General features: G+C 43.0%; 33 protein-coding genes, 1 tRNA gene and 1 other RNA gene. 16 read left to right on the top strand and 19 right to left on the bottom strand.

The features are described from left to right. Window positions 1-6: 6 nt before the first annotated feature. Window positions 7-210 carry a hypothetical protein gene (locus tag ABLT31_RS07840; RefSeq protein WP_367751346.1) on the bottom strand — a complete coding sequence of 68 codons (204 nt, stop codon included), beginning with the start codon at window positions 208-210 and terminating at the stop codon, window positions 7-9. Window positions 211-369: 159 nt separating this feature from the next. Between ABLT31_RS07840 and ABLT31_RS07835 the strand changes: the two genes are divergently transcribed. Genes ABLT31_RS07835 through ABLT31_RS07810 form a run of 6 tightly spaced genes read left to right on the top strand, consistent with a single transcriptional unit; the run spans window position 370 to window position 2,319 of the window. Beyond that, window positions 370-591: a spore germination protein gene (locus ABLT31_RS07835; protein ID WP_367750430.1), complete on the top strand. Its 222-nt coding sequence runs from the start codon at window positions 370-372 to the stop codon at window positions 589-591. A 24-nt stretch (window positions 592-615) separates the two neighbouring features. Further along, window positions 616-861: a spore germination protein GerPB gene (locus ABLT31_RS07830; RefSeq protein ID WP_367750428.1), complete on the top strand. Its 246-nt coding sequence runs from the start codon at window positions 616-618 to the stop codon at window positions 859-861. A 55-nt stretch (window positions 862-916) separates the two neighbouring features. Next, a complete protein-coding gene (gerPC, locus tag ABLT31_RS07825; RefSeq protein ID WP_367750426.1) occupies window positions 917-1,519 on the top strand; it encodes a spore germination protein GerPC in 603 nt (200 codons plus the stop codon). Window positions 1,520-1,523: 4 nt separating this feature from the next. Beyond that, window positions 1,524-1,733: a spore gernimation protein GerPD gene (locus tag ABLT31_RS07820; RefSeq protein WP_367750424.1), complete on the top strand. Its 210-nt coding sequence runs from the start codon at window positions 1,524-1,526 to the stop codon at window positions 1,731-1,733. Next, complete coding sequence (locus ABLT31_RS07815; RefSeq protein WP_367750422.1) at window positions 1,726-2,088, top strand: spore germination protein GerPE; 363 nt, start codon at window positions 1,726-1,728, stop codon at window positions 2,086-2,088. Before ABLT31_RS07820 ends, ABLT31_RS07815 begins: the two co-directional genes overlap by 8 nt. A gap of 6 nt (window positions 2,089-2,094) precedes the next feature. Further along, window positions 2,095-2,319 (top strand): spore germination protein, encoded by a 225-nt coding sequence (locus ABLT31_RS07810; RefSeq protein ID WP_462976477.1) that lies wholly within the window; start codon window positions 2,095-2,097, stop codon window positions 2,317-2,319. Between the two features lie 73 nt (window positions 2,320-2,392). Here ABLT31_RS07810 and ABLT31_RS07805 read toward each other — a convergent pair whose 3' ends face one another. Then, entirely contained in the window at window positions 2,393-3,658 is a 1,266-nt protein-coding gene (locus tag ABLT31_RS07805) for a diguanylate cyclase domain-containing protein (protein WP_367750418.1), read from the bottom strand. 215 nt (window positions 3,659-3,873) lie between these two features. Beyond that, a complete protein-coding gene (gene purT, locus ABLT31_RS07800) occupies window positions 3,874-5,043 on the bottom strand; it encodes a formate-dependent phosphoribosylglycinamide formyltransferase (protein WP_367750416.1) in 1,170 nt (389 codons plus the stop codon). A gap of 207 nt (window positions 5,044-5,250) precedes the next feature. Here purT and ABLT31_RS07795 point away from each other — a divergent pair, with 207 nt between their 5' ends. Continuing rightward, the gene (locus ABLT31_RS07795; protein WP_367750414.1) at window positions 5,251-5,469 is read left to right on the top strand and encodes a CotD family spore coat protein; all 219 of its coding nucleotides are present in this window, start codon (window positions 5,251-5,253) and stop codon (window positions 5,467-5,469) included. Window positions 5,470-5,633: 164 nt separating this feature from the next. On the opposite strand, the gene ABLT31_RS07790 is transcribed toward ABLT31_RS07795, so the two are convergent. From ABLT31_RS07790 to ABLT31_RS07755, 8 genes are all read right to left on the bottom strand, one after another. Then, window positions 5,634-5,710: transfer RNA gene (locus tag ABLT31_RS07790), tRNA-Arg, on the bottom strand. Window positions 5,711-5,721: 11 nt separating this feature from the next. Beyond that, a non-coding RNA gene (gene ssrS / locus ABLT31_RS07785) (6S RNA) lies at window positions 5,722-5,903 on the bottom strand. A 92-nt stretch (window positions 5,904-5,995) separates the two neighbouring features. Next, the gene (locus ABLT31_RS07780) at window positions 5,996-6,370 is read right to left on the bottom strand and encodes an ankyrin repeat domain-containing protein (protein WP_367750411.1); all 375 of its coding nucleotides are present in this window, start codon (window positions 6,368-6,370) and stop codon (window positions 5,996-5,998) included. 71 nt (window positions 6,371-6,441) lie between these two features. Further along, complete coding sequence (locus ABLT31_RS07775; RefSeq protein ID WP_367750409.1) at window positions 6,442-8,013, bottom strand: AMP-binding protein; 1,572 nt, start codon at window positions 8,011-8,013, stop codon at window positions 6,442-6,444. A gap of 155 nt (window positions 8,014-8,168) precedes the next feature. Continuing rightward, window positions 8,169-8,426, bottom strand: a complete 258-nt coding sequence (locus tag ABLT31_RS07770) for a DUF2621 family protein (RefSeq protein ID WP_367750407.1) — start codon at window positions 8,424-8,426, stop codon at window positions 8,169-8,171. A 162-nt stretch (window positions 8,427-8,588) separates the two neighbouring features. Further along, window positions 8,589-9,356, bottom strand: a complete 768-nt coding sequence (locus ABLT31_RS07765) for an NRDE family protein (RefSeq protein WP_367750405.1) — start codon at window positions 9,354-9,356, stop codon at window positions 8,589-8,591. A 71-nt stretch (window positions 9,357-9,427) separates the two neighbouring features. Next, window positions 9,428-10,390: a type I pantothenate kinase gene (coaA, locus tag ABLT31_RS07760; RefSeq protein ID WP_367750403.1), complete on the bottom strand. Its 963-nt coding sequence runs from the start codon at window positions 10,388-10,390 to the stop codon at window positions 9,428-9,430. A 204-nt stretch (window positions 10,391-10,594) separates the two neighbouring features. Continuing rightward, on the bottom strand, window positions 10,595-11,011 hold the full coding sequence (locus tag ABLT31_RS07755) for a hypothetical protein (protein WP_367750401.1): 417 nt from the start codon (window positions 11,009-11,011) through the stop codon (window positions 10,595-10,597). A gap of 195 nt (window positions 11,012-11,206) precedes the next feature. On the opposite strand from ABLT31_RS07755, the gene ABLT31_RS07750 reads away from it, so the two are divergent. Then, on the top strand, window positions 11,207-11,428 hold the full coding sequence (locus ABLT31_RS07750) for a hypothetical protein (protein ID WP_367750399.1): 222 nt from the start codon (window positions 11,207-11,209) through the stop codon (window positions 11,426-11,428). Window positions 11,429-11,583: 155 nt separating this feature from the next. Here the strand turns inward: ABLT31_RS07750 and ABLT31_RS07745 are convergent, their stop codons facing one another. Beyond that, window positions 11,584-12,123 (bottom strand): hemerythrin domain-containing protein, encoded by a 540-nt coding sequence (locus tag ABLT31_RS07745; RefSeq protein ID WP_367750397.1) that lies wholly within the window; start codon window positions 12,121-12,123, stop codon window positions 11,584-11,586. A 402-nt stretch (window positions 12,124-12,525) separates the two neighbouring features. Between ABLT31_RS07745 and ABLT31_RS07740 the strand changes: the two genes are divergently transcribed. Beyond that, window positions 12,526-12,807 (top strand): hypothetical protein, encoded by a 282-nt coding sequence (locus tag ABLT31_RS07740; protein ID WP_367750396.1) that lies wholly within the window; start codon window positions 12,526-12,528, stop codon window positions 12,805-12,807. A gap of 115 nt (window positions 12,808-12,922) precedes the next feature. Here ABLT31_RS07740 and ABLT31_RS07735 read toward each other — a convergent pair whose 3' ends face one another. After that, window positions 12,923-13,339 carry a hypothetical protein gene (locus ABLT31_RS07735; protein ID WP_367750394.1) on the bottom strand — a complete coding sequence of 139 codons (417 nt, stop codon included), beginning with the start codon at window positions 13,337-13,339 and terminating at the stop codon, window positions 12,923-12,925. Between the two features lie 155 nt (window positions 13,340-13,494). On the opposite strand from ABLT31_RS07735, the gene abc-f reads away from it, so the two are divergent. Together abc-f and dapD are read left to right on the top strand one after the other, a co-directional pair. Then, entirely contained in the window at window positions 13,495-15,048 is a 1,554-nt protein-coding gene (gene abc-f / locus ABLT31_RS07730; protein ID WP_367750392.1) for a ribosomal protection-like ABC-F family protein, read from the top strand. Window positions 15,049-15,154: 106 nt separating this feature from the next. Then, window positions 15,155-15,787 carry a 2,3,4,5-tetrahydropyridine-2,6-dicarboxylate N-acetyltransferase gene (gene dapD / locus ABLT31_RS07725; protein ID WP_367750390.1) on the top strand — a complete coding sequence of 211 codons (633 nt, stop codon included), beginning with the start codon at window positions 15,155-15,157 and terminating at the stop codon, window positions 15,785-15,787. 50 nt (window positions 15,788-15,837) lie between these two features. Here dapD and ABLT31_RS07720 read toward each other — a convergent pair whose 3' ends face one another. Continuing rightward, entirely contained in the window at window positions 15,838-16,794 is a 957-nt protein-coding gene (locus ABLT31_RS07720) for an L-threonine 3-dehydrogenase (RefSeq protein ID WP_367750389.1), read from the bottom strand. A 39-nt stretch (window positions 16,795-16,833) separates the two neighbouring features. Continuing rightward, a complete protein-coding gene (locus ABLT31_RS07715) occupies window positions 16,834-18,024 on the bottom strand; it encodes a glycine C-acetyltransferase (protein WP_367750387.1) in 1,191 nt (396 codons plus the stop codon). 291 nt (window positions 18,025-18,315) lie between these two features. On the opposite strand from ABLT31_RS07715, the gene aspA reads away from it, so the two are divergent. Further along, window positions 18,316-19,740, top strand: a complete 1,425-nt coding sequence (aspA, locus tag ABLT31_RS07710; protein ID WP_367750385.1) for an aspartate ammonia-lyase — start codon at window positions 18,316-18,318, stop codon at window positions 19,738-19,740. Between the two features lie 53 nt (window positions 19,741-19,793). On the opposite strand, the gene ABLT31_RS07705 is transcribed toward aspA, so the two are convergent. Next, window positions 19,794-20,684: a MerR family transcriptional regulator gene (locus tag ABLT31_RS07705; protein ID WP_367750383.1), complete on the bottom strand. Its 891-nt coding sequence runs from the start codon at window positions 20,682-20,684 to the stop codon at window positions 19,794-19,796. 173 nt (window positions 20,685-20,857) lie between these two features. Between ABLT31_RS07705 and ABLT31_RS07700 the strand changes: the two genes are divergently transcribed. Continuing rightward, entirely contained in the window at window positions 20,858-21,094 is a 237-nt protein-coding gene (locus ABLT31_RS07700; protein ID WP_367750381.1) for a hypothetical protein, read from the top strand. A gap of 147 nt (window positions 21,095-21,241) precedes the next feature. Then, a complete protein-coding gene (locus ABLT31_RS07695; protein ID WP_367750379.1) occupies window positions 21,242-21,739 on the top strand; it encodes a hypothetical protein in 498 nt (165 codons plus the stop codon). Window positions 21,740-22,110: 371 nt separating this feature from the next. Here ABLT31_RS07695 and ABLT31_RS07690 read toward each other — a convergent pair whose 3' ends face one another. Further along, window positions 22,111-23,115, bottom strand: a complete 1,005-nt coding sequence (locus ABLT31_RS07690) for an ABC transporter substrate-binding protein (RefSeq protein ID WP_367750376.1) — start codon at window positions 23,113-23,115, stop codon at window positions 22,111-22,113. 214 nt (window positions 23,116-23,329) lie between these two features. On the opposite strand from ABLT31_RS07690, the gene ABLT31_RS07685 reads away from it, so the two are divergent. Next, window positions 23,330-23,521: a hypothetical protein gene (locus ABLT31_RS07685; RefSeq protein ID WP_367750374.1), complete on the top strand. Its 192-nt coding sequence runs from the start codon at window positions 23,330-23,332 to the stop codon at window positions 23,519-23,521. A 143-nt stretch (window positions 23,522-23,664) separates the two neighbouring features. Further along, window positions 23,665-24,462, top strand: coding sequence for a divergent polysaccharide deacetylase family protein (locus tag ABLT31_RS07680; protein ID WP_367750372.1), 798 nt, complete (start codon window positions 23,665-23,667; stop codon window positions 24,460-24,462). Between the two features lie 89 nt (window positions 24,463-24,551). Here the strand turns inward: ABLT31_RS07680 and ABLT31_RS07675 are convergent, their stop codons facing one another. Both ABLT31_RS07675 and ABLT31_RS07670 read right to left on the bottom strand, forming a co-directional pair. Continuing rightward, on the bottom strand, window positions 24,552-25,409 hold the full coding sequence (locus tag ABLT31_RS07675; protein ID WP_367750370.1) for a hypothetical protein: 858 nt from the start codon (window positions 25,407-25,409) through the stop codon (window positions 24,552-24,554). Window positions 25,410-25,532: 123 nt separating this feature from the next. Continuing rightward, complete coding sequence (locus ABLT31_RS07670; protein WP_367751343.1) at window positions 25,533-26,471, bottom strand: NAD(P)H-dependent flavin oxidoreductase; 939 nt, start codon at window positions 26,469-26,471, stop codon at window positions 25,533-25,535. Window positions 26,472-26,698: the final 227 nt, after the last annotated feature.

Genomic DNA, 26,698 nt, shown 5'->3' with positions numbered 1-26,698 from the left:
GCGGACTCACGATGATTCAGATTTTCTTTCTTTTCCTTTCAAGCCGGTTACGATTGGAATTTGAGGATCCTGTACGAAAGAATCAGCAGGCGTATCGAAGATCGAGGAGCAAGTAATGACTTCCGCATCCCCAATCAAAAAAATAGAAGAACTCGCCACGGCATCAATTTGTATGGATTTCACATCCATTTTTTCATTCCGAACTCTCATATTCACTTTTATCGGACCTCTTTTCACAGTACTTCATTTCCTAGACTATGTTAAGCCCAAACGGGTGGTTCTTGAAATCGGGATGAACACCTAGTTAATTTCCTCATAGACTAAACTAAGGATTAACAACAAAGGATTAACAACAAAGGATGTCATGATATGCCAGCAATAGTTGGAGCGGTTAATATCAATTCGATAGGTAATAGCGGGGTTTTCAATATCGGCGATGTATACAACATCTCCCCCAAGAGCGCCGTCAAAACCTTCGCTGGCGCAGGCTCATTTGTTACGGGGAACAACTTGAAGATTAACAACCATCAAAGTGTGACGAATACGTATGATGCGGATGTCTTCGATCAGAATGTCACGAAAAACATATAGCCATGACTTGAGGAGCGTTAGGCCATGAACTTTTTCATCAACCAAAATATTGTCATCCATAGGCTAGAGGTCGGCGGTGTTACGAATTCTTCCGTATTTCAAATCGGGAGCGCAGGCATGATCAAGCCATTGTCCAATTTATATAATACCGGCGGGTTTACAGAACCTGCAGCTCCTGCACAGCCTGGCATTGGAGCCCCACCGCAGACATTCGTCCCTACCACCCCCCTAGTTCCAGTTACTCCCTTCGTCCCTTTAACCACGCCATAGCTGAAAAAGGGTGACCTTTTCAGGATTGAATATGTACAATGAGGAATGATGCCAGATGAATCTAAACAATTATTACATCCATTATATAAACCAACTCACTCATTACTTACAATTTCAGCAGAAGAAGTTAGATGAAATGCATCAAGTGATAAAACAGCTGCAGCAGGATGTCAGTGATCTGAAGACTAACCCCCAAACCATCAAAAATGAATACAAGTTTGACTTGCTAAAGGTTGAAAACCTGCAAGGAACACTTAATATCGGGTTAACGCCGAATGGAAATGAAGCTTCACTTGGGGAACTTGACGTCAATCAATCGATGAAGGTTCCGCAGGGGGAACAGCCGCACCCAGAACTTTATTCAGGAGTAAAAAGCAAAATATCACACTATTTCAGTCACAAGGCCGTTCGTGACTTGAATGATTTAGAAGAAAAATATAATTATCCTTTGGATGATCAATATCGCTCTTTTATCATTGATGATGTAAAAAAGCAAATTGATCAGAGGATTTTATATTACTTGCACCAGATCCGAAGTGATCAGTTTACTCCCGAGCAGCAAGATAACCTGGAGCAGTTGACGACGCAAAAGGTCATACAGGATATTAAACAAACCTTTGAAGCTTTCGTGAAAAATTTGCCTAAAAAAGGGGATTAGCGCGATGAGGTTTTCTGTTATAAATGGCGAAGTCAATATTGGGAATATCTCTGCACCTGAAATAGCCGCGTCATCAACTTTTATTATCGGAGATGTGCGAAATGTCGCTCTTGCCAGTATGTTCGAAACCCCTGCCGAAGATCTTATCGTAGGGGTCACCCATCCCCCATTTGCTGGACCGCCGCAAGCGGAGGAGCTGGAACCTAATGAGTAGGATATCTTCTGTCGGCAATGTTAACGTACTGAACGTATCGAATACCTCGGTGTTTGAAATCGGGGATTCGGTTAATATTGAAAAGTATAGCAGAGTACTTGCCATGCAAAGAGAACGCGCCATGTTCATCGGAGAGGAACACGATTTCTCCGATTATGAGATCTTTTCTCAGCCTATTCCGCAACCGAATGTCTATGAAACAGTAGAAATTACTACTATGAATCAAGCTCCCATTATTTCTGTGGGACGAATTGATGTCACAAGCGTTTCTACGGCATCCGTACTGCACATTGGTTCGACGGATAGAATCCGGGGATATACGCAGGTGAAACATATTCGACATTTATTGAGATAGGAGGAAGTGCCTTTGCCCTCGCTTATTCTAGGCCCTGTAAACATCAACACTAATGAAGGTGCAGTCAATTTTGGAGATAGCTTGAATGTCTCGCCGAAGAGTACATCTAAGTCCTTCTCAGGTTCAGGTGCGAGCAATACAGGAAATTGTGTGCTGGTAATCAACGGGGCAAGCGCAACGAATACTATTGATGCAAACGTAACCGATCAGTCAATGGCTGCCAATGCATAGTTATATTCTTACCGTAGCAAAAAAACTCCTTAAGTCGTAAACTAAGAGACTTAAGGAGTTTTTGAATGAGTAACTAGCCAATTTTTATTGTATCCTCATATAACTGATAGCCGTTTTTTCCTTTTTTCTTGGCTGCATACATGGCTTGATCAGCCCGGTCCAACAGTTCATCGAATTGTGTACCGTTTCCCGGACAAAAGCTTATCCCTATACTGGGTGTAATCATAAGGTGAATGCCTTTGAGATAAAAGGGCTCTTTCATTGCATCAACAATGCGTTGGGCTACGCCAACAGCTTGAGGTTTTGTTATATTATGTAAAATAATGATGAATTCGTCCCCTGCTAACCGGGAAATGACATCTCTCTTGCTCACCATGGCTTGAAGCCTCTCCGCCACAGATTTTAACAATTTATCCCCGACCTCATGTCCAAAGCTGTCATTAACTGATTTGAAGCGATCCAAATCAAGGAATAAAACCGCAAGATCACGGTTCTGGCTTTTCAGGGCTTGAAATGCCTTTTGCAGATACCTGCGGTTTGGAAGCCCTGTTAGATCATCATAGTGAGCTTCATAATTCATTTGCTTTTCTTGTTGCTTTTGTTCTGTATTATCCTGAAAGGCAATCACGATGCCAAGCATCTCCCCTTGCCCTGTTCTCATAGGGGCGATGCTGCTAAGAATCCATAGCTCGTTTCCATTCTTTGAACGAAGAACATATTGGGCAATTTTTTCTGAAGCACTTCCTTTGACCTGCTGGAGAGGATTGATCACTTCTGCCTTATTCCCATCAATTCTGGCCCGGTAAACATCAGAAATGAGTTTGCCTTCCGCTTCATGGATTTTCCATCCGGTCATTTTTTCTGCCATAGGATTCATGTAACTGATGAAGCCTTTGTCATCTGATGTCAAGACGGCATGAGCCATGCTATTGAGGGTTGTTCGTAACCATTCCTCCCTAAAGCGAAGCTCTTCTTCAATCCTTTTTTGCTCCTCCAGCATGTAGGTTACCGCAGTGACAACCTGGTCGAGAGGCATCTCTTTTTTTTCCATAGCCTTTCCCTTAAAACTTGGAGCAGGCAGTTGAGTGCGATTGGAGAAGGTATGATATAGCAGGTAAAGGAATAAGGAAACGCCTACTAAGGCAAAAAGAATTAGCGACTCTAAAACCCAAACCTTGTTTCGAAGGCTTTCGGCATCTGCTGGATACAGGTTATTTAATTCATGATTAACTTCATACATAACGAAAACCAATAATCCCTCGCTTACAAGGAAAACAGTAAGTATAGAAGCGATAAGTCTTTTTGGCTCTTTCATGACATTGCTTACAAAATGCCGCATCGGATTCACCTCAATAAAGTAACCGGAAAAAATAGGATCATCATTTTTGGAATAATCATGAAACCTAACCAATTCCTGCTCTATAACGAATACATTTTATATGATTCTATGACGTTTCTCAACTGAAATATATTTCAGCTTTAATCAGGAAACGAACCAAGGAGGACTATCCTTAGCGATAATCCTCCTTGGTTTACGTCCGTATTCTAAACAGCTTATGGCCGATCATATGAAATGTATAATGAGTTGGCACAACTCTTCGCTTGAGAACGCGCAGTTTCAATATCCTCTGCGGTGCTTAAAGCGACTGCCATTCTTCGCCCTACTTTCGTTTCGGGTTTTCCAAAAATGCGCACTTGGCTATTTGGAACTTGAAGCGCATCGGATAGGCCTTCGATTTGAAAAGCTTGCCGTTCTTCATCCGCTTTTAGCGTATAGGAAGCTCCAGGAGATAGCAGTCGAACGGATGGGATCGGCAAACCTAAAATCGCACGCACATGCAGTGCGAATTCAGATAGATCCTGAGTGACCATCGTTACCATTCCGGTATCATGCGGACGCGGGGATACCTCGCTGAAATAGATTTTATCCGCGCCTATAAACAATTCTACGCCGAATACCCCGAATCCGTTCAAGGCATCCGTCACTTTTTCGGCAATCCGTTCAGCTTCCTTGATTTGCTGTTCTGTCATCTGATGGGGCTGCCAAGACTCTATATAGTCACCGTCTTTTTGAATGTGGCCAATCGGCGGGCAGAAAACGGTCCCTGACGCCGATCGAACCGTTAGCAGAGTAATTTCCGAATCGAAATGAATAAACTCCTCAATAATGACGCGTGTGCTTTTACCTCGGCTGCCTTCCAGGGCGATTTGCCAAGATTGCTTAATATCTTCAAGGGAACGGCAAACACTCTGACCTTTCCCGGAGGAACTCATTACGGGTTTAATGACGCAAGGCGTCCCTATCTTTTGAACAGCTAGCTCTAGCTCTTCCAATGTATTCGCAAACTCATACTTTGCTGTCGGTAGTCCTAATTCCTCAGCAGCTAAACGGCGGATACCTTCACGGTCCATGGTAAGCTGGGTCGCGCGAGCCGTCGGGACAACATTAAATCCTTCTGACTCCAATTTCACGAGGGCGGAAGTGGCAATGGCTTCAATTTCAGGCACAATCAGATCAGGTTTTTCTTCCTGGATGAGAGCATAAAGCTTTTCAGGATCTAACATATCCACGACATGGAAACGGTGGGCCACTTGCATAGCTGGGGCATTGGGGTAGCGATCAACAGCTATGGTTTCTAGTCCTAGGCGCTGTGCTTCAATGATAACTTCCTTGCCTAATTCTCCTGAACCTAGGAGCAGTATTTTTTTAGCCAATGCATTCATAAAATCCTCCTAAAAACGAACGTTATTTAAATAAATTTATACCAATATTCGTTATTACGCTTAGAGTATAATTTATCTGTACATGCAAAGTCAAATGATTTCCAATGGATTAATTTAAAATAGACACTTACCCTAGGGGAGGTGTCTATTCGAGTTAGTACATTTGCACATAGGATAAAAGGAAAACAAGAGAGGGGTTGAAGGAAGATGAGGATTGTCCATCCCACGGAAACCTGTATAAAGGATGTTTATCACTACTGTATCGTTGAGCATATTCACCCAAGTCAGACGATTTATCGGCATAACTACCTTTACCAGCACAGGCATATGTTCCCTCATACGGAGCAAAACGTTATGGGATCTGTTCAACAACAGCACGTGGTCGTTCCGCCTGGACCGCCAAGTCCGCCCGATCGTAACTGTTAATCGGATAAAATAGTGAGGAGAGCAGACGACTCTCCTCACCCGAAGAATTTTAGGAAATACATATAAGAAAGGTTTTCACTTTAATGCATTAGTGAACTTAAACTTTCTTAAACAGTAAAAAGGGGATGCACTTGGTAATGGCATCCCCTTCATTGATTGACGTATGGCGTCCCAGGAGAGATTCGAACTCCCGACACACGGCTTAGAAGGCCGTTGCTCTATCCTGCTGAGCTACTGGGACAAAAGAATTTCTAGAACCCCGCCTATGCCGTATCACCAGTCTGTTTCTGGAACCCGCTCTCGCAGGTGGGTTTCCTCATGGTCTAGTTCGCTGTCCACTCCATCGAGGCTTAGCGTCGTATACTCAATGTTAGAATCCCTTAGTAACATTACGGTTCGAAACAAAGTTGGCGCTACGTACATTGCAGGTAAGTCATATTTTACACTATGCTAATTAGTCAGTCAACTTTCAAGTCTTGCAAAAAAGCCTTCTATTGGAGAAGGCCGATTTTTGGTAAAATCGGCCTCAAAGCTTACAGTCCTTTTCAATTTTTCTGAGGTTTGCTTTATACGTGGCTGTATGTGCCAAATGAGAGCTATCTCCTGCTTTATCATGCTCCGTCAAAACTTTTGCACCAGAGAAAATTAAGTCTTTGGCAATATCAAAATAGCCGTTGAAGATGGCTAGCGTTAAAGCTGTTGTCCCTCTTTGATTTTCTTGATTAAAGTCAGCCCCAAGGTTTATTAAATGGTTTACGAGTGATCGATTGTTTAACCTCGTAGCAATTAATAAAGCGGTATCACCTTTTTTGTTCTTCTGGTTGATATCCATTCCAAGATAGCCGATGAGGTCCGCTATATTATTTTTCCTAACCAGTTCCGTAAGATAATCTTCACTCATGCTCTTCCCTCCCAAAAAACGCTTCTTGGATGTATACGTTTAAAGGAGAAAGATTATTCCGGACACCGGGATTACAACTGCTTTGCCATTTCTGTTAGGGAGACATAATCTGTCTTACCGCTTCCTAGTATAGGCACATCTTCAATAAAAATCATTTTATGGGGAATCAGCAAGTTGGATTGCTTCAGTGATCGAATGTATTGGCTAAGCTTTTTTACTTCCGCTTCCTCGTATGTTGTAAATAAAATGACCCGTTCCCCTTTTCTTTCGTCCGGCACACTCACAGCAAAAAAATCAGGGCGTCCAAAGCATTGCGCGCTCAATTGTTCGATTTGATTTAAGGAAATCATTTCGCCGGCTATTTTAGCAAACCGCTTTAGTCGAGCCAGAATCGTAACATAGCCTTCTTCATCCACTTTAACTACATCTCCGGTGTCATACCATTCCTTGCGCGGGACGAAGCCTTCATCATGAAGAAGGTAGCCCTTCATCAGATTAGGTCCTTTAACAAGCAGCTTCCCCCCTTCTTTAATTCCTTCTACGGGTTTTATTATGTAGTCAATGAGGGGCAGAAGCTTTCCCACTGTCCCTTCCTTCTTATGTTCTGGCGTATTTATGGAAAGAATAGGGGAGGCTTCGGTCGTTCCATACCCTTCCAGCAAATCAATGCCGAACCGATCTTTCCATTTCATTACAACTTGAGGCTTTAACCTTTCTGCTCCTGCTATCACATATCTTAAAGTAAGAAAATCTTCAGGCTCGGCATATTTTTCATAGCCTTCAAAAAAGGTCGATGTCCCAAACAATGCAGTGGCCGCTTTTTCCCGCACTAAGACAGGAATTTCCTTGTAATGCAGCGGACTGGGAAAGGTATAACCATATATGCCGGATAACAACGGAAGCAGCGTTCCCACAGTCAAACCAAAGCTATGAAACATGGGCAGTGGATTAAAGAAGCGGTCTTCGGCAGTTAATTCGATCACATTTAATGCCTGGGATATATTGGCGTAAAGGTTGTCATGAGTAAGGATTACACCTTTAGGTCTATTCTCTGAACCCGACGTGAATAAAATGACTTCATTTGTCCTTGTTGATGCTGTTCGTTTGAATTGAAAATTAATAAATCCTTTGAATTTATTTATGATAGATATGGATTCTCGCACATCCTCCAAGTAGACAATAAAATATGAATGAGGCAAGGTATCCACAAGCCCTTGGAGGTTTGCTTTTTCCAGAAACTTGCGAGAGGTTAGAATGGTTTGCAGACCGGCTGTTTCTGCACAATCCTTTAAGCTTTCCTCTCCCATCGTAAAGTTCAGGATAGCAGGCGTCTTTCCCAGGCGGAACAAGGAGAAAAGAGTGAGAATATGACCTGCAGAATTGGGAAGCAAAACGCCAACGTTTTGTTGGTCCCTAATAAGCGAGTTCAGTTTATCGCTTAATACATAAATTCCTAAAAGCAAATCTTTATAAGTAATAGGTTTTTCAATATCCTCAACGATCACTTTATCCAGACCGAATCGATCTGCAGCCTGCAGCAGATCTTGAAACAAATTTCTATTCTTTGCTTCCGTTTTGGCAGCAAGTTCTTTTACGCTATGTACCGGTTCGACTCGCGAAGCAGGTTGACTTTGAAGCTTCATTTTATCACCTTTTCTGCACCAGCAGTTAGTATTCTGCCATAATTATCAAAGGAAAACATGTAGAGGGGAAAATGGATAGAGGCAAAAAGGGAAAGGAGCCGACAAAAGATCGGCTCTTTGCTCTATAGGGAAAAAATATTTCCAATGAGGCTTTTCTACTTCAGTTCCTGTAATAAATCCTCATACGGAGTGAGGTCAATCCCTTTTGCTTTAAGCATTTTCACGGCTCTTTCCTGCATGTCGCCAGGTGAAGCAATCAAGTAGCCACGGATAACCGCTTCCTTGGTAACCTCTCCTTCGGCCACATCCACGATCTTCTTTTCTATCCCTTTTCTAGCCATAGGGCGGACGAAAACAGGGATTGGTTTTAATAATTCTTCTAATAGTTCTTGGGCTTCTCTTTGCCACTCCATACTATACTTCCTCCTTGCGTGTTCCATTATCAGCATTGACCATTATTGCAAAATTATGTCGGTCTTATCCGCCTTTTCAATTTACAATATAAACACAAGAATAACAAGCTAAAAAGGACTTACCTCATCAAAGCAAGCAGTCCTTTAGTAAAAGCCTATGAATTAAGGCGATAAGCTGAAATCAAACTTGACTTCGCTCCAATTTTGTTGGATTGGACAATATGTTCTTTCAATAAACTCCACTTGGTTTTCGTAGGAAACAGTCAATACAGTTGACGACCGCGTGCCGTAATTCGGACTGGAAATGAACACAGGGGAAAGGATTCTCTCCCACTCTATTCCTGCCCCCGTATCAGGCAAATGATGATCCTCAGCCATAACATCATCGCTAAGGAGCTCAAAGAGTCTTTCCTGATCGAGATCAAGCGTATCGGTACAAGCCTCCATGAATTGCTTTCCCCTCTCCACTTTTGGCCAAGGGGTATCGAGTTCTGCGTTGCTTAAGCCATGAATGCCGGGGCTAACCTCTTCGACCTGATCCGCATCGGAATTATAGTAAAACAAGGCTTCCTTGTCAGCAACAAGGAGGTTAAAGCCCAGATATTGATCTCTGCGTTCCTTCACATGTGAAAGATAGGCTGATGGAGAAATTTCGCTGGATAAGAAACCGCTGACCAATTCTCCTCTTGATCTCATATCTTTTCTATGACTTGGGATTTTCCTTATATTTGTAAGAGCTGCCAAGCGGCCCGTTCTTGTAATTCCCATCCAGGTGCCAAGCTGCTCAAGGTCTCTGCCGGCTAAAATACCAGGCTGATCTTTCCAAAATGATGCAGGCTCCGTTGGCCGATTGTAAACTTCGTCGCGATTGGCAGCAACAATGAAGCGATATTTCGGATGATGATTATAGGAGAATAAGATAATACACACCGTTCCCCCCTCCTTCCCAAGAATCTCTGGCGAAATAGTGAACAACCAGGAGAAAGCTCCCTCCCGGTTGTTTATAGTTTGCGCAATTTGACTTTGCTTACAGAGTGATTTGCTCCCTTTTCTAAAATCAACTGTGCCCGTTCACGAGTAGGCAGAATATTTTGCTGAAGATTAACGGCATTAATCTCAAGCCATATTCTTTTGGCCGTTTGGATGGCTTCTTCGTCCGATAAGTGGGCATAGCGATGAAAGTAAGAACTAGGATTCTGAAAGGCGGTATCCCGCAGCAGCTGAAACCTTTCCACATACCACTGGAAAATATCCCCAACCTTCGCATCTACATAAATAGAAAAATCAAAGAAGTCGGATACGTAAACTCTAGGTATATATCGTTGGTTCCTCGCTTTCGGCATTTGCAGAACGTTAATGCCCTCAACGATGACAATATCAGGCTTCTTCATGACCTGTTCTTCTTCCGGAAGAATGTCATAATACAAGTGGGAGTATAGCGGTACAGTTATTTCAGGTCTTCCTGATTTGATATCCGCCATGAAACGAATGAGGCGGCGAATATTATAGCTTTCCGGGAAGCCCTTGCGCTCCATTAGACCCCGCTCTTCCAAAATGCGATTGGGATACAGGAACCCATCCGTGGTTACCAACTCTACTTTCGGATGATTCGGCCAGCGTGAAAGCAAAGCTTGCAATATTCTTGCCGAAGTGCTTTTTCCAACAGCGACGCTGCCCGCAATGCCAATGATATAAGGGACCTTCTCGGTTCTGCTGTTTAAGAAGGTATTCGTTGCCGCATGAAGCTCCTGTGTCGCAGCAACGTAAAGGTTCAGCAATCGCGAGAGGGGCAGATAAATTTCCGAGACTTCATCAAGGGAAACCTTTTCATTTAACCCTTTTAAAGCCTCCAATTCCTCCTGTGATAAGGGAAGTGCAATGGAATCCCTTAATCTAGCCCACTCTTCACGACCAAACGTTATGTATGGTGAGTAATTTTCATCCCCAGATCGTACCTCGAACATGTTCCCATGGAACCTCCTTTTGCAACTCCCGTTTGCACGAACTCAATACAGATCATTATAACAAATAAATACTCCAAGAGAACTAGTATGTACTTAAAATAATGAAAGAAATCGGGCAGATGAAGTCGCATGTCTTTTATTCATTTCCCCGATAAAAAATAAGAAGCACCTCTTCTATGCGATACGAGAGTGCTTCTACGAAATCTAAGCTTGAGGAGACCCAAATTGAGCCCACTGTTTTATTTTCTCCCCAGTTTCTTCAACCATGGAGACTACCTTTTCTTTCCCTTTGGTCTGTTGCTCTGCAGCCTGTTTAATTATGGTCTGAAATTGGTTCCACGACTGGTTTAATGCTTTTTCCTGCTCTTCCCAGCCTTTTTTAATCCATTCTGTGTTCGGCAATCCCCAAGAATTCCCACAGTCTAGATTATCAGCCCATTGCTTTTTCCATTGTTGAAGAAGAACTTGCTGCTGTTCCATTCCTTGCTTTACCCACTCCTGCTGAATGGAAAGGACTTGTTCAGCTTGTTTGGAAAATTGTTCTTGAACTTCAAAGCTTTTCTTGACACCGTAAACCCAGCCATTAACCCAGGATTGCACCATATCTTGTGGTTGATACATATTATTAGCCTCCTTATCAATACACCTATGTGTAATTTACATCTAATTGGTTTATTATGTCAATAAAAATTTATAGTTTCCCTACTTCATTTCTAAAGAATTGTTATATAATAATTTTTACACTCTGCGTTGTTGACAACTTCCATTATTGTGAATGATAGTTTATTCAAAATAAATGAATAGGGGTAGGCTGTATTGACAAGATATACATTTCATTTGCTTGAGAGCGAAAATCCAGATTTTGAAGAAAAAGATCATGTTATCCTTGCCGAAACACTTGCAGGGGCAATTGAGAAATTCGAGCGAAAACATGATCTGATTGCACCGGCATACTGGGATGAACCTTCCTATGAGAGATCTATTGAAATCATATTCAAGGATCATGTGGGGATGGTCAGGTATTCCATTCACTGGTAATAGCGGCCGGTTTTATTTCATCGCCATAAAAAATAGCGGAAATGATCCGCTATTTTTTATGAAGGAAAGTTAATTCGCTAAAGCGATAAAGCGGACAAAACTTTCCTGGAGGCATGAAAAGCTCTCTCCGGGAGAGCTTCATATAGAAGCTTTTCTTATTGCTTATTAAATAATCGTCCCAGCTCTTCCTTTTCCTCATTCGTCAAAAATTGCTCTGCCATAGGGAACAGAATATTTTCTTCTTTATGGAAGTGATCTCTTAGAATTAAAAAAGCTTGGATTGCAAAATCAGCCAACTTTATTTTTCTTTGAGTATCGGCATCAGCTTGGTGTGGGGCTTCATTCAAAAAGGCCCTGAGGTACCCTTTCGCTTGATCGTGCTCATATTCCATTACGGCTATCGGTCCGGTTTCACGCCCGATATAACGGGCCATCATCGGAAATAGGATTCCTTCCTCTCTTTCGGAATGGGGTGAAAGCTCACTTTCAAAGGTGGTTACCCGACTAACTAAGTCTTTCCATTTATCAGATCCACTCTCTTTTTCATCTATTTGTTTTAATTCCTGAGCAACCACATAGAATTCTTCCATTTGCTTTCTCAAAGGTGTATGTTCATCATAGAGCTTTTGCAAAGCTGTGCATAGGCTTACCTTCTCTGTTCTTCCCATCATACCGCCGCAAAATGACTGATTCATCCCGAACACTCCTTGCGTATTTTAGTTGTCGTCCTCGACCTGTTTACGATTATACAGTGAACGGAAAGTTCTTTATGTGATTGTTATCACGATTAATCTCTTGTGCCCAAAAGGTGAAAATACATCACGTTATTCCATGCCGTATTTTGTTCATCCGTACAGTAACTGCTTATTAGAAACTATCCCCTCTTGCGTTTCGGACACTAACCCTGAAAAGTATCCTCCAATTACAGCAGGGGCATTCCTCTACAAGCGCCTCGTTGAAATCGGATTAATTAAGGCTTAGCCAAAAGCCAAGTCAAAGCCCCTTTTAATGGGGCTTTTTTCTGTTGAGGCAGGTATGCAAAGCCTGCCCAGAATGCTATACTGAATGGTAAAAAGCTGAAATAAAAGGAGCGACTTATGGCACATCAGTGTGAAAGATGCGGTTCTCCCCATGGTGAACCTTACCAGTCTTTTGAATTAGAGAGCTGGGACATTTCCTTTGATAAAAGCAAAAATGTTCATTATATCTGCTTTCCTTGTTTTGATAAACTAACGGAAGCCAGACTTCAAACCGATGAAGTGAAGCAAAGGATGCTTCATAACCGTGAACAGCTGGAAAAGCTGATTGAAGAAGGCTTGGTCTGCCCTCAGTGTAAAGAACCCTTAGTAGAGGGAACCCATACTTGTCCGGAACATTAGGCTTTTTATGCGTTTAAGAAAGTTTGTTCACTTTATTGCTTTAATGAACTTAAACTTTCTTAAAACAGTAAAAAAAGAATCAGATGTCCATATCTGATTCTTTTTTTATGAATTCCTATTCCACTATCGAGTTCATCAGGGTTTTGGGTAAATGTTTAGATTGAAGCAAATAAGGCTTCCGATTTTCATCGTACAGTATGACAAAAGGTTCATGGTCAGGAAGAACGATGAAAAACGCTTCGTAAACCAATGATCGAATCCATTGATTTTCTACTTTCAGTGCTGGCTGCAAGGGAACTCTAACCATTTTTCCTTTTTTCGGTACGGTTTCCAACGGGGGAACAGCGCGGTCTATCGTTTCCAGATATTTTTTCATTTCATCCTGGATTTCCGAAGTGTTGGCAAATCGTTTGACAACCTGTTCCTGTTCGATATCAAAGACTTCGACATCAGCCATATATTCTGCCCTTGCGGGCTGAAAGCTGTTCAGCAATAACAAGGATAACAGGAGAATAAAAAGTTTTGTCCTCAAGTGGCACCGCCTTTTTCTTTTAAGGTACCCCTTGCTCTTTGTTCCATACCCCCGACTCTGGTCTATGGATGATAAAGGGGATTTATTATTTGCGCAAAATCAGTTAAGATGAAACGAGTATACAGATCAGTTCGCACAGGAGGAACTAGAAATACATGAGCTTATTAACTGTTGAAGAGCTTAGCCATAGCTTTGGCGATAGAACCTTATTTAAGAACGTGTCTTTTCGCCTGCTGGCTGGAGAGCATGTTGGATTAGTGGGCGCTAATGGAGTGGGAAAATCCACTCTGATGAATATCATTACTGGCCAAATTGTCCGCGATGACGGAAAAGTGGAATGGACGCCTAAGGTCCACTATGGCTATTTGGATCAGCACACGAAACTAACCCCGGGAAAAACGATTCGTGATGTCCTAAGAGATGCTTTTTTACCCCTTTACGAAGAGGAAAAGGAATTAATACTCATCTCCGAAAAAATGGCAGATGCTACTCCCGATGAGCTCGAAGCACTCCTTGAGCAGATGGGAGAAATCCAGGAGCGATTGGACGCTAGCGGATTTTATTTATCTGATGTAAAAGTGGAGGAAATGGCAAATGGTCTAGGTTTAGACGCCATCGGATTGGACCGGGACGTAGCTTCTTTAAGCGGCGGTCAACGTACCAAGGTACTGCTGGCTAAGCTGCTATTAGAAAAGCCAACTGTTCTTCTGCTTGATGAGCCGACCAACTATCTGGATGTAGAGCACATTCAGTGGTTGACCAATTACCTGAAGGACTACCCTTTTGCTTTTATGCTCATTTCCCATGATACAGATTTCATGAATAAAGTAGTGGATGTCATTTATCATCTCGAGTTTTCGAAGCTCACGAGATATAAAGCGAACTATGAGAAATTCCTTGAGATGGCTGATATCAATAAGCAGCAGCATATTGATGCGTATGAGAAGCAACAAGAATTTATTAAAAAGCAAGAGGACTTTATCCAGCGCAATAAAGCAAGATACTCAACCTCCGGCCGGGCCAAAAGCCGCCAGAAGCAATTGGAGCGAATTGAGAGGATCGACCGTCCGGAAACGGCCATGAAACCGACATTTGGCTTCAAGGAATCTCGAGCCAGCGGAAAAACGGTCTTTGAAGGAAAGGATCTGGAAATCGGCTATACCTCGGCTTTATTGCCGAAAATGAATGTGACGGTTGAGCGTGGAGAAAAAATTGCGATCATTGGATGTAACGGCGTGGGGAAATCTACGCTATTGAAGACCATCCTAGGTAAGATTAACCCATGGAAAGGGCAGTCCTATTTAGGAGACTTCCTCTTCCCTGCTTATTTTGAGCAAGAAGTGAAAGCCGGTAACCTCACCCCTCTGGATGACGTATGGAATGAATTTTCCCATTTGAACCAGCATGAGGTGCGAGGGGCACTGGCCCGGTGTGGATTGAAAAATGAACATATCACCCGTCCGTTAAATATGTTGAGCGGCGGAGAGCAAGCCAAAGTGCGCTTGTGCAAACTGATGATGAGAGAAAGCAATTGGCTCTTGCTTGATGAACCTACAAATCACTTGGATGTTGTGGCTAAAGAAGAATTGCAGCGAGCATTAAAAGAGTATAAAGGAACGGTTATCCTAGTATGTCACGAACCTGACTTTTACGAAGATTGGGTTACAACGGTTTGGAATGTGGAAGAATGGTCTATGCAGAATGCGTAAATAGCAAAGTATTAGGGCTGGCCCAAGCGGCTGGCCCTTCTTCTAATGATGGATACTACATCTTCGAAAGGGTTTCAATAGAAGCTTTTCTTCTAAGGAGGATCCGATGGATACGACAGAGATCTTGCAGCGAATACAGAACAGTCAGAAGAAAACGTCAGTAAAAATCTATATACAAGGAAACCTGAACCAAGTGGATTTTGGCAACGGGGCAAAAGTTATCCGAATGGGAGAAGGCGGAATTGTGTTTGGTGACTGGGAGCATTTGGAGCCCATTTTAACCAGCCATGCTGCGTTCATTGAACAGTATGTGGTAGAAGCTGATCGGAGAAACTCAGCCATTGATCTCCTGGATATTAAACATCTTGATGCACGGATAGAACCGGGAGCCATTATCCGCGAAGGGGTAACGATTGAAAAAGATGCGGTTATTATGATGGGGGCTTGCATAAACATTGGGGCGCGAATCGGCGCTAAAACCTTAATTGATATGAATGCGGTCATCGGCGGCAGGGCTGCGATCGGCAGCGGTTGTCACATTGGAGCTGGTACTGTAATTAAAGGGGTTATCTCGTCCCCGCATGCCAATCCTGTAACGATTGAGGATGATGTCGTGATTGGACCGAATGCTGTTATTTTGGAAGGTATACATATTGGGAAAGGAGCAGTGATCGGACCGGGATGTATCGTGACCAAAAACGTGAATCCTGGAGAAGTCATTCGCTCCCCGTTTCATTAAACTAGCGAACCAAAGGAGGCTGCTAGCGATGAGCTGGCCTCCTATTTACGTTAGCCGACCAATCGGTATTTTTCACGTAACTTTCCCAGCATCTCCGCTGTCATTTCTTCTAGGTTATAGCAAGGCTTGAACCCCCAATCCTCCATGGCGGCTGTGGCATCGATGGAGTTCGGCCAGCTCTCCGCAATCGATTGTCTAATGGGATCCACTTGATAATGCAATTGAAACTCGGGAATGTTTTTTTGAATCGACGCGGCTATCATCTCAGGCTCTACGCTCATAGCTGTAACATTGTAAGCATTGCGGTGCTTTAAACCTGATCCATCTGCTTCCATTAGTTGAATAATCGCCTGCAGGGCATCCGGCATATACATCATATCCAAATATGTTCCTTTCTCGATAAACGAGGTGTATTCCTTGCCGCGCACAGCTCCGTAATACATTTCAACCGCATAGTCTGTCGTTCCTCCACCTGGAGGAGTAATGTAAGAAATCAGTCCAGGAAAACGAAGTCCTCGGGTATCTACCCCAAACTTCCGATAGTAATAATCACAAAGCAGTTCGCCTGCCACTTTATTTACGCCATACATTGTAGTCGGTCTTTGGATGGTATCTTGCGGAGTCTGGTTCTTGGGGGTATTGGGTCCGAAGGCACCGATGGAACTGGGGGTAAACAACTGGCAGTTCAGTTCCCTGGCTACCTCAAGAGCGTTAATTAGGCCGCCCATATTCAAGTTCCAAGCGAGCAAAGGTTTAGCTTCTGCCGTGGCAGAAAGAAGCGCGGCTAAATGGATCACTGTATCTACTTGGAATTTCTTCGCTATATCATACATCGCTTGCGCATTCGTCACATCAAGCAGTTCAAAAGGCCCGCCTTGAACCGTAATACTGTCCCCTTTTCGTAAATCTGTTGCGATGACATGATTTGCACCATAAGCTTCTCTTAATTTATTCACGAGTTCAGAGCCAATTTGTCCCAAAGCGCCGGTAACCAGAATCTTTTTCATGCGGTACACTCCTCTCCTATTCCCAGCGTTTGAAGGTGTTTAGATAATCCCCATATTTTTTCCGACTTTCTCGTAAGTGGCCAACGCTTGATCCAGCATTTCTCTTGAGTGCGCTGCCGTCGGCATATTTCTTACCCTGCCTGTTCCTCTTTGCACAGTCGGAAAAACAATCGCTTTGGCATACACGCCATCTTCATATAATTTCCTGCTAAATTCCTGTGTCTTTACCTCATCTCCAATGATGCAAGGAGTAATCGGCGTCTCGCTGTCTCCGATATTGAAGCCCATTTGTTTCAAACTTTTTTTCAGATAGTTCCCATTTTCCCATAGTCGGTCATGGAGCTCTGTACTATTCATTAGAATCTCTATGGCTTGTAAACTTGCGGCAACGTCACCAGGTGTCAGGGATGTCGAGAAAAGAAACGGACGACTTCTGACCTTGAGCCAATCAATCAACTCTTTCTTTCCTGCAACGTAACCGCCAACTACACCGATTGCCTTCGAAAGAGTGCCGATTTGGAAGTCAACCCTGTCAGACAATCCGAAGTGTTTGACCGTACCTGCGCCCTTTCCTAATACCCCGGAGCCGTGCGCATCATCGACATACGTAATCAAATCCAACTCTTCCGCAATGCCCACAATATCTGGCAGTTTTGCAATATCTCCATCCATGGAGAAAACACCATCTGTAATAACCATGAGCTTATTGTATTTTCCTGATGCTTTTGCTTCATGGGCTTTCTTTCGCAAGTCATCCATATCCGAATGATTAAAGTGAATAATCTGGGCCCTGGATAGCCGGCATCCATCAATGATGGATGCATGGTTCAGCTCATCGGATAAGATCGCATCCTGATTATCCATAACTGCAGAAATGGCGGCCATATTGCAATTAAAGCCTGACTGATAAGCAATGGCTGCTTCCGTATGTTTAAACTCGGCAAGCTTCTCTTCCAGCCTCACGTGAAGCTCCATCGTTCCGTTAATCGTTCGTACCGCTCCCGCTCCAACACCGAATTGACGGGTAGCTTGTGTGGCAGCCTCGATGAGTCGGGTATCTGTCGCTAAACCTAAGTAGTTGTTTGAAGAAAGATTGATGAGCTGTTTGCCGCGTATAGTAATCACGGGACCGTTGGCGCTTTGTAAAGGATCGATTTCGTTGTAAAGCCCCCTTTTTTTCAAGTCCCCCAGGTTCTCTTCCAAAAATCGGTCCAGTCCTTTGCTTGTCATGGCTTTCCCCTCCATTAGAGATCATGAGCATTTAGCTATTTCCAGGTTTTTGTCTTAATTTTAAAAGATAAATGTCCGTGTGTGAAAGACAATATGTAGTGCGTATACATTCCTTTAAAAACAATGGTTTGTGTTTTAAATTTATCATATTCATGTTATAATGTCCACATGACAAGGACGGAATTGATGGAGAAAGTATGCCTAAATTTCAATAGCTTTTCCATACTAATTCTTACTAGGTCATGTTGTATGACTGATGCATATCATCTATTTTTTTAAGGAGTGCTAACCATGACAGTTGGAACAATTCGGTTGGAGAAGGATTTTCTGGGTGAAAAAGAGGTGCCTGCAGAGGCTTATTATGGGATTCAAACCTTGAGAGCAGTCGATAACTTTCCGATTACAGGATATCGGATTCATGAGGAGCTCATTCGGGCACTCGGCATGGTGAAAAAGGCAGCTGCTCAGGCTAACATGGAGGTTTCTCGGTTGCAGCCCCGGCTTGGACAAGCCATCGTACAGGCGGCTGATGAAATCATCCAAGGCCAATGGCATGATCAGTTTATTGTTGACCCCATCCAGGGGGGAGCAGGAACTTCCATAAATATGAATGCAAATGAAGTGATTGCCAATCGGGCAATTGAATTGCTGGGAGGAGTTAAAGGGGATTATTTTAGCCTAAGCCCCAATACGCATGTCAACATGTCCCAATCCACGAACGATGCCTTTCCTACTGCTGTCCGGATTGCTGTACTTTCCTTGGTGGATCAATTGCTGTCTACCATGGAGACGATGCTACATACCTTTAATCAAAAGGCCCGGGAGTTTGACCCGGTAATCAAAATGGGGCGCACCCACCTGCAGGACGCCGTTCCCATCCGCTTAGGGCAAGAATTTGAGGCATATGCCCGGGCTGTAGCTCGAGATATCAAGCGCATAAGAAAAACCCGCGAGCACTTGTATGAGGTAAACATGGGGGCTACTGCCGTAGGAACCGGGCTAAATGCAGATCCTCGATATATCCAGCGTGTAGTTGAACTGCTAGCGAAAAGCAGCGGACACCCGCTCGTGCATGCAGCGCATCTAGTGGATGCTACACAGAATACGGATGTTTATGCAGAAGTATCGGCTTCATTGAAGGTCTGCATGATTAATATGTCTAAAATTTCCAATGATTTGCGCTTGATGGCTTCCGGTCCTCGCACCGGATTAGGCGAGATCAACCTTCCTTCAAGACAGCCGGGTTCTTCTATCATGCCGGGGAAAGTCAATCCGGTCATGTGCGAAGTAATCAATCAAGTTGCCTTTCAGGTAATGGGAAATGATCATACCATTTGTCTGGCTGCCGAAGCCGGACAGCTTGAATTAAACGTTATGGAGCCTGTGCTCTTTTTCAATCTGATTCAATCTTTAAGTATCATGAATCAGGCTTTTGATGTTTTTACCCGTCATTGCTTAGAAGGCATTGAAGCCAATGTGGAGCGCTGCAAAGAGTATGTAGAACGCAGCGTGGGCATTATTACTGCTCTTAACCCCCACTTGGGATATGAAACTGCAGCACGAATCGCCCGAGAGGCAATCCAAACCGGAAAATCCGTCCGGGAGCTTTGCCTACTGTACAATGTGTTAACAGAAGAAGAGCTAAACATTATTCTTGATCCTTATGAAATGACCTACCCAGGGATTGCCGGGGCTTCATTGTTAGAGAAGGAGTAAAAGCTAGGCTAAGAAAAGGGAAAGATTCAACGGTCTTTTCCTTTTTTCTCTATTTATTTAGTCCACTCTATCGAGAACCACTCATTCCAGTCTTCAGCAGAATTTCCAATCCTCCATTTGCTCAGGTTTTCTGTTGCTCCCTTCATCCCTGGCCCTCCTGCGACAATCTTGAGTGCCGGATAATTGGTTAGAAGCGAAAGAATCTTTTCCTCTACTGAGCTTTGAAGCTTTTGACTGGTAATGGAAATACAAACCACCCCAATATTGAATTGGGTGATAAAATCATCTATCCCATCCAAAGGGATATCTGCTCCTAGGTAGGCAACGTCCATCCCCTTTCCTCGCAAAAAGAGCGTAAACAACAATAACCCTATTTGATGGTGTTCACCCGGGGGGCACAAAGCAATAGCGCGCGGAAGGCTCCTATCTAATGGGAAAACACGGAGAACCGGAGTGATTCGATGCATAAGCCAATGGCTAGCGAATTGCACCTGAAAAATAGAGGCCTCTCCATCCCTATATTCATCCCCTATTCGGTTCAGTATCTGAGGCACGATTTGCTGAAAAACAGTTTCAAAAGACCATACAGCCAAGCATAAGTCCCATGCTTGGCTGGCATGTTCCGATTCGAGAGCCTTCAGAGACTGAAACAACTGCTGAACGAGAGAAGCATTCGACTCCTTCATTTCTTTTATCGAAAGGGTCTCTGTCTTCTCCTCTTGTTGCTTTTTCTTCAATAAGAGTTGAACAGCTTGACTGATGTTCACCCCTTCTTCCTCTGTTTGTTTCCTTAGCCACTTTAAATCCTGTACATCTTTCTCTGAATAAAGGCGGTGGCCTCCCTCCGTTCTTTCGGATGGGCCTAAGCCGTATCTTCTTTCCCATGCTCGGATGGTAACCGCCGAAATTCCCGTCAAGATAGAGACTTTTTTTATTGTATACATGTTATTCTCAACTTTCCTTCTTGGATGAAATAATGATTAGCAAGATTGTACAATAAAGTTTTCACTCCTGTACAGTTTGCGGGTGCCTTTTTTATATTCCATAGATATCGGTCCAAGAGAAATGGTGGACGGATTAATAGAATAAATAGTATTAATTTCATAGGAGGTTAGTTATGGAAAAGTTACCTAAGAACAAGCGAAGAAAACTGATCAGAATCATAAATCAACTAAAAGGTAAAGTGTTTACCTTAAGAGACTCGAATGGGAAAGAATATCGGATGGCAGTACATGGTATCCAAGGTGATTACGTAGTCCTGAGACAAGTTCAAGCAGGCTCTTCGCGTGGACGTCTCCGTATTCTTCCTTTCTTCTTCCTCTTTCCTTTCTTTTTCTTCTTCCCATTCCTTTAACCTAAATGAATTAAAAGCCGAAACACACAATATTGCAACACGGTTTGCTTTTGACGTCCCCTGCGATTTGGCTGGCTAGATATTAGTCATAAATTTAGATAAAACCGATATGTTTAGGGTATAGCTTGCATCAAGGGGGACTTTGCCATGAACGATTTCTTTGAACGAGTAAAACGAGAAGTTGCCCATCTTGAGCTTCAGACAGCAGCAAACGGCTCTGAAACCTTTGAAGCTGTTTCGCTCACAGCAGACGTACTCCTCGCGCTTCTGAACCAATTCAAGATTCAAGAGATTCAAAAGCTAGATGTTGTCATCTCTGGTTCCTCCATCGTTGTCAAAGGAGAAGCCCGCAAGTTGATGATCAAGATCCCCTTCTCTGTGTCGATGAAACCCGCTGAAGTCCGTGAGGGAAAAATAAGATTTATTGTAAAGGAAATGAGCCCCGTTAACGTTCCTTGGCTTAATCAAAAGATATTTAACCATCCACCTTATGTAGTTTTTGAGGAAGGGTGCATTTATTTAAGCCTCAAGCCACTTGATTATCTGCAAAAGCTTAAAAATAAGACGATTGATCATGTGGAGATCAAGAACGATAAATTAATGGTTTTAATTCGACCGTATAAAGTGATACAAAGGCATTCCTAAATAATAGGGTTGCTTTTCTTTTTTTTAATTTTCACTGTATCTACCTTAGCTTTATGGAGTATGTTAAAATATAAATAAAAAAATTTTCGTGTAATTCATACTAGTAAAGGAGGCTTTTTAATGTTTACCTGGGTCAGCGTGGGGGCGGGGTTGCTTGTTACGGCTTATGCTATCCTTTTTCATCAGCTCTTTGGATTATTAGAGGAAAATTAGAAAAAGCATCATTGAGGAAACCCAGGGCAGCCAGACCACTATTAAAGGAAACTTTTTATGCGGAAAAAGGACGATAGCTCAAAGGAGTTTTGACTGCCTTTTTCCAAAATAAAAAAGAATCCCATCGCCCGTTGCGATCGGATTCTTTTTTATTTTGGCTATTCGATAATCACTGCATCTTTCTTCATTTCATCCGTTACTTGAATTCCGGCATCCTTGGCTGCCTTGAGGTTAATGTAAAGCTGCGTTTTTTCAGGAAACCCAACCGGGATATCCCCAGGGTTCTTCCCTTTTAGGATTTCAACAGCCTTTTGACCAGCTTGGTAGCCATTTTCGAATTCTTCTACGCCAGATCCTGCAAATACTCCACGTTCCACAGAGTCTCCATCTCCAGCAAAGAACGGAAGTTTGTTTTGGTTGGCTACTTGAATAACGGATTCTAAGGCGGAGGCGACCGTGTTATCTTTGAAGTAAGCTAAAGCATCTACTCGCCCAACTAAGGATTCAGCCGCTTGTTGAACTTCGGAACTCTTCGTTGCCGTTGCTTCCACAGCTTCTAATCCTAATTCGGCTATTGCTTTCTTCGCCTGCTCTACGTTATACACAGCGTTTTGTTCACCGTTGTTATAGATGATTCCCACTTTCTTTGCTTCAGGGAAGAATTCTTTAATCGCCTTAATGGTGTTTTTGACTCCCTCAGGATGTGTATCGGACATTCCTGTTACATTGGCTCCAGGCTTATCCACTTGAGAGACAAGCTTCGCGCCAAGAGGATCGGTAATGGCCGCGAATACTACCGGAATATCTTGAGTAGCCTTTGCTACCGCTTGGGCACTTGGCGTGGAAATCGCTAAAATCAAGTCGGTCTGGTCACTTACGAACTTCTGCGCAATGGTAATGTTGTTATTCATATCCCCCTGCGCAATTTGAACATCGACTTTTAAGTTCTTCCCTTCCTCATATCCAGCATCCTTTAATGCAGCCAAGAATCCTTCGCGGGTTTCATCGAGCGATGGGTGTTCTACGATCTGTGTAATACCAATCTTCACTGTTTTTTCCGCTGGTGTAGCCTCCGTGGGGCTAGCAGATGGGGCAGATTGGGTACCGCAAGCGCTAAGGAATACCATAGCTCCCATAGCCGTTAATGATAAAAATTTCTTCATAAACTCTCCTCCTCTAAACTCAGCTCACTCAACTAAAATCATTTTCTTAATGTTTTGTATTATATAGTAGACAAAGAAAATGATCAATCATAAATTTGTTAATGTAGATAATAAAATGATTTTTTCGCCTAAAAGAAAACGTTTCCAAAGTTGATGTTTCTATAGTATAATGGAGACATGGAATTATAATATCCTCAAGAGTGGGAGGTAAAAAATGTACTACGCTTCCGGCAAGGATGTAACCGTTACCATTTGGGAGAAGGGCATTACTTTTCAAGGCAAGATTGAGAAATGGAGCCATAATGAAGTCATCATAAACGAAAAAAATAATCGCACGAAGTGGACCTTCCCTTATCAAGATGTACTAAAGGGAAAGATAAAAATCTCACCTAAAAAGTTGCATTAATAATGCCTCCCCTCACAGGGAGGCTTTTTCTATGGGATAAGGAAGGATTACGATTACACAAGAAGTGCTTTGATAAAAACTTTTATAATTGTCTCTTTTTCGGGGGAAGATGAGAGGAACCAACAACCGAAAGGAGATGTAAGATGAAAAAGGTATTCATTGCTCGAACCCTTGCTTTTTGCCTTTTGCTTACTGTTCTTTCTCCCGCTAATCTCCATGGGGCAAGCGAGGTTCCATCGAGGAAAGTGGCAATCGTCATTGACGACTTAGGCAACGACATGCTCGGAACCGAAGAAATTCTTAACCTTGATATTCCTATAACCGTGGCTATCATGCCCTTTCTGCCCACGACGAAACGCGATGCTAAATGGGCCAAGGAGAAGGGCCATGATGTTTTTGTCCACCTCCCCATGGAACCGAATCGAGGGAAAAAAAGCTGGCTTGGACCTGGAGCGATAACAACGGACCTGAGTGATGAGGAAATCAGGAACCGGGTCCATGCCGCTATTGATGATGTCCCTCATGCGATAGGGATGAATAATCATATGGGGTCCAAAGTCACAGCGGAACCTAGGGTCATGAGGATTGTCTTAGAGGTTTGCAAGGAGCGAAATCTTATCTATTTAGACAGTAAAACTACTCATAAAAGCGTTATACCTGAACTAGCAAAAGAAATTGGCGTACCCGTGATTGAAAATCACATTTTCCTTGATGATATTTATCAGGTATCCCATATAAGCAAACAGTTTCGTATCCTCTTGAAGCATATCCAGCATCACCCGGAGTGTATTGCCATAGGACACGTGGGTCCACCAGGAAAAAAAACAGCAGCTTTGCTGAAAGAAAATATCCCTATTATTCAAAAGGAAGCCGAATTTGTCCTCGCCTCTGATTTTGTAATCCCTCAGCCTCCTCTTCTGAACATGTCTGGGGGGAAGTAAAGGAAAAACCCCATTCAACCCTTGTTTCGAATGGGGTTTGCTGTTTTTACTTAATAAGAAAGTATAAACTACTTTCAATGAAGCTTTCTTTATTGCTGTTTTTCCTTCGTTACGGCTAGCTGCTGCTTTAATTTACGAGCAAACAGACGCCTCCACCAAGGCATTTCTACATAAGATTGCAATGATTTCATTTGTTCGTAAAGTAAATCAGACCGTTGTTGTTGTGTTTCCATGAAACTTTTCATTTGAGTAAGAACTGCATCGGCTTCGGTTTGAAACTCGTGCATTTCATTTTTCATCTTTTCATTTAATGCACGCATCTCACGTGCGATTTCTTCTTGAAGAATTCTTAGCTCTGAAATCGACTTTTTCGACTTTTTTTCGGTTTGGTCTGCGGTTTCTGCGATCCGCTGAATATGTATGGTGGACTCACTGCGCCAGTCTTCCATCACTTTATACTCTTTGGCAAGGATCGATGTGCGGGTAAGAATTTCATCTACGTTTTTCTGCTGGGTTTGCTGAGAGCTAATCAGATTTTGGTAGTCTTCCTGAAGGGATAGCATCGTTTTCCATTCATCATGCTGCCCGTTTTCCCATGCGTCAAGAATGGGCCGAAGGATTTTCATTTGCTCATTCCATTGAACATTCTGCAAGTAAAGGCACGTGCTAAGATAGCCAAGGAATTCAATTGCCTCATGATAATTTTCCATAGCATGCGCCATTTCCTGGGAATTTCTCCCTGTCATTCCACCCATTAAACGTTTCATAAAGCTTTGTTTTTGCAAATTGGCAAATCCGCCTTTGGCGGCATCGGAAAAATGAATAAGTTCATCTGTTATGGATTTGACTTGCTTAGGATCAGACATTGCGTTCAACATTTCAGCTGTCTGTTCATTTAATTCTATCTTTTCGCCATTTATCTGCCAGACTCTTTTTTCGTCGCTCATCGTACTCTCCTCTACCCATCCTATTTTTCTTTAACACTTATGATAACCTAACTGGGATTAAATTTCGACAGTCTTTCAGCACAGATAGGAGGGTAGCCCTGGGGCTACCCTCCTATCTGTGTGTTATGGTGTGTTTGGTACCATCGAATTTTTAAGCTCATTGATCAGGTTATCGATAATGGTTTGGACAGGAAGAATTTCTTTTATCTCATGAACCCTTGCTCCGGCAAAGACAAGACCATCTTCTGCATCGCCATTTACCGACCGGATGAGAGAATCTAACGTGCAAAAGTTATAGGAGCATGATTTAAGGCACTGACGGCACTTTTCAATCCTAAGCTTGGAACCTTCCAATACTTTTTCAATAAAGTTATTACGGATGGCCCGCCCCTCCAGCCCAACTGTTGTTTTTACCAAGACTGTGTCACCCTCTTGGCATTCGAGGTACTTTTGTTTAAAGGAAGGATGGGCGTCACACTCAACGCTTGCAACAAAGCGTGTACCCATTTGCACCCCTGAAGCCCCTAATTCAAATGCTCTCGCTATGTCAGCCCCCGTTAAAATGCCGCCAGCTGCAATCACAGGTACTTTAACAGCTTCAACTACCTCAGGCAGGATATCAAATAACGGCCGGTCCGTGCCTAGATGGCCTCCCGCTTCATGCCCTTCTACGACAATCGCGGCTGCCCCTAGTTTTTCCGCTAATTTGGCAAACTTCGCAGAAGAAACGATTGAAAGGACTGGGACGCCGTATTCCTTGCCCCACGCGTACATATCTCTAGAGAAGCCGGCTCCAGATATAATGAAATCCACCTTTTCTTCCATAGCGGCCTTCACCGTTTCAGCAAAGTCCTTTATTGCAAATAATACATTTACCCCAATATATCCTTTGCCTTGAGTCAACTCTCTTGCTCTGCGTATATGTGACCTCATCTTTTCAATCGGGATGCCGGTACCGGATATGATTCCGATCCCTCCAGCATTGGCTACAGCTGAGGCAAGCCCGCTTAGAGACACAGCAACCCCCATGCCTCCTTGTATAATCGGTACCTCCGGAGTCATGTGGGCAATTTTCAATTGTGGAATTTTCAATCCCTTTACCCCCTATACCTTTCGGAAAATAATTTTAATTCCTCCCCAGGAATTATATTTCAACTATATACTATCCGAGATTGGACTGCAAAGAGCTTTAAGGCAAAAGTGTGGCTAATTTTAGACATATTTAAAAAGGGAAAGCAATTCGCCTTCCCTTTACACAAAAAATATGATGGATTTATTAGGACTAGGAG

The organism is Ammoniphilus soli (genome assembly GCF_040813775.1).
Note: the sequence above shows the minus strand (reverse complement) of the source record. Positions and strands in the feature narration are given on the sequence as shown.

What these genes read in the sequence shown, in the direction of transcription:
- ABLT31_RS07840 (WP_367751346.1), bottom strand. Translation starts at nt 210, where the DNA reads ATGAGAGTTCGGAATGAAAAAATGGATGTGAAATCCATACAAATTGAT.
- ABLT31_RS07835 (WP_367750430.1), top strand. Translation starts at nt 370, where the DNA reads ATGCCAGCAATAGTTGGAGCGGTTAATATCAATTCGATAGGTAATAGC.
- ABLT31_RS07830 (WP_367750428.1), top strand. Translation starts at nt 616, where the DNA reads ATGAACTTTTTCATCAACCAAAATATTGTCATCCATAGGCTAGAGGTC.
- gerPC (WP_367750426.1), top strand. Translation starts at nt 917, where the DNA reads ATGAATCTAAACAATTATTACATCCATTATATAAACCAACTCACTCAT.
- ABLT31_RS07820 (WP_367750424.1), top strand. Translation starts at nt 1,524, where the DNA reads ATGAGGTTTTCTGTTATAAATGGCGAAGTCAATATTGGGAATATCTCT.
- ABLT31_RS07815 (WP_367750422.1), top strand. Translation starts at nt 1,726, where the DNA reads ATGAGTAGGATATCTTCTGTCGGCAATGTTAACGTACTGAACGTATCG.
- ABLT31_RS07805 (WP_367750418.1), bottom strand. Translation starts at nt 3,658, where the DNA reads ATGCGGCATTTTGTAAGCAATGTCATGAAAGAGCCAAAAAGACTTATC.
- purT (WP_367750416.1), bottom strand. Translation starts at nt 5,043, where the DNA reads ATGAATGCATTGGCTAAAAAAATACTGCTCCTAGGTTCAGGAGAATTA.
- ABLT31_RS07795 (WP_367750414.1), top strand. Translation starts at nt 5,251, where the DNA reads ATGAGGATTGTCCATCCCACGGAAACCTGTATAAAGGATGTTTATCAC.
- ABLT31_RS07780 (WP_367750411.1), bottom strand. Translation starts at nt 6,370, where the DNA reads ATGAGTGAAGATTATCTTACGGAACTGGTTAGGAAAAATAATATAGCG.
- ABLT31_RS07775 (WP_367750409.1), bottom strand. Translation starts at nt 8,013, where the DNA reads ATGAAGCTTCAAAGTCAACCTGCTTCGCGAGTCGAACCGGTACATAGC.
- ABLT31_RS07770 (WP_367750407.1), bottom strand. Translation starts at nt 8,426, where the DNA reads ATGGAGTGGCAAAGAGAAGCCCAAGAACTATTAGAAGAATTATTAAAA.
- coaA (WP_367750403.1), bottom strand. Translation starts at nt 10,390, where the DNA reads ATGTTCGAGGTACGATCTGGGGATGAAAATTACTCACCATACATAACG.
- ABLT31_RS07755 (WP_367750401.1), bottom strand. Translation starts at nt 11,011, where the DNA reads ATGTATCAACCACAAGATATGGTGCAATCCTGGGTTAATGGCTGGGTT.
- ABLT31_RS07745 (WP_367750397.1), bottom strand. Translation starts at nt 12,123, where the DNA reads ATGAATCAGTCATTTTGCGGCGGTATGATGGGAAGAACAGAGAAGGTA.
- ABLT31_RS07740 (WP_367750396.1), top strand. Translation starts at nt 12,526, where the DNA reads ATGGCACATCAGTGTGAAAGATGCGGTTCTCCCCATGGTGAACCTTAC.
- abc-f (WP_367750392.1), top strand. Translation starts at nt 13,495, where the DNA reads ATGAGCTTATTAACTGTTGAAGAGCTTAGCCATAGCTTTGGCGATAGA.
- dapD (WP_367750390.1), top strand. Translation starts at nt 15,155, where the DNA reads ATGGATACGACAGAGATCTTGCAGCGAATACAGAACAGTCAGAAGAAA.
- ABLT31_RS07720 (WP_367750389.1), bottom strand. Translation starts at nt 16,794, where the DNA reads ATGAAAAAGATTCTGGTTACCGGCGCTTTGGGACAAATTGGCTCTGAA.
- ABLT31_RS07715 (WP_367750387.1), bottom strand. Translation starts at nt 18,024, where the DNA reads ATGACAAGCAAAGGACTGGACCGATTTTTGGAAGAGAACCTGGGGGAC.
- aspA (WP_367750385.1), top strand. Translation starts at nt 18,316, where the DNA reads ATGACAGTTGGAACAATTCGGTTGGAGAAGGATTTTCTGGGTGAAAAA.
- ABLT31_RS07705 (WP_367750383.1), bottom strand. Translation starts at nt 20,684, where the DNA reads ATGTATACAATAAAAAAAGTCTCTATCTTGACGGGAATTTCGGCGGTT.
- ABLT31_RS07700 (WP_367750381.1), top strand. Translation starts at nt 20,858, where the DNA reads ATGGAAAAGTTACCTAAGAACAAGCGAAGAAAACTGATCAGAATCATA.
- ABLT31_RS07695 (WP_367750379.1), top strand. Translation starts at nt 21,242, where the DNA reads ATGAACGATTTCTTTGAACGAGTAAAACGAGAAGTTGCCCATCTTGAG.
- ABLT31_RS07690 (WP_367750376.1), bottom strand. Translation starts at nt 23,115, where the DNA reads ATGAAGAAATTTTTATCATTAACGGCTATGGGAGCTATGGTATTCCTT.
- ABLT31_RS07685 (WP_367750374.1), top strand. Translation starts at nt 23,330, where the DNA reads ATGTACTACGCTTCCGGCAAGGATGTAACCGTTACCATTTGGGAGAAG.
- ABLT31_RS07680 (WP_367750372.1), top strand. Translation starts at nt 23,665, where the DNA reads ATGAAAAAGGTATTCATTGCTCGAACCCTTGCTTTTTGCCTTTTGCTT.
- ABLT31_RS07675 (WP_367750370.1), bottom strand. Translation starts at nt 25,409, where the DNA reads ATGAGCGACGAAAAAAGAGTCTGGCAGATAAATGGCGAAAAGATAGAA.
- ABLT31_RS07670 (WP_367751343.1), bottom strand. Translation starts at nt 26,471, where the DNA reads ATGACTCCGGAGGTACCGATTATACAAGGAGGCATGGGGGTTGCTGTG.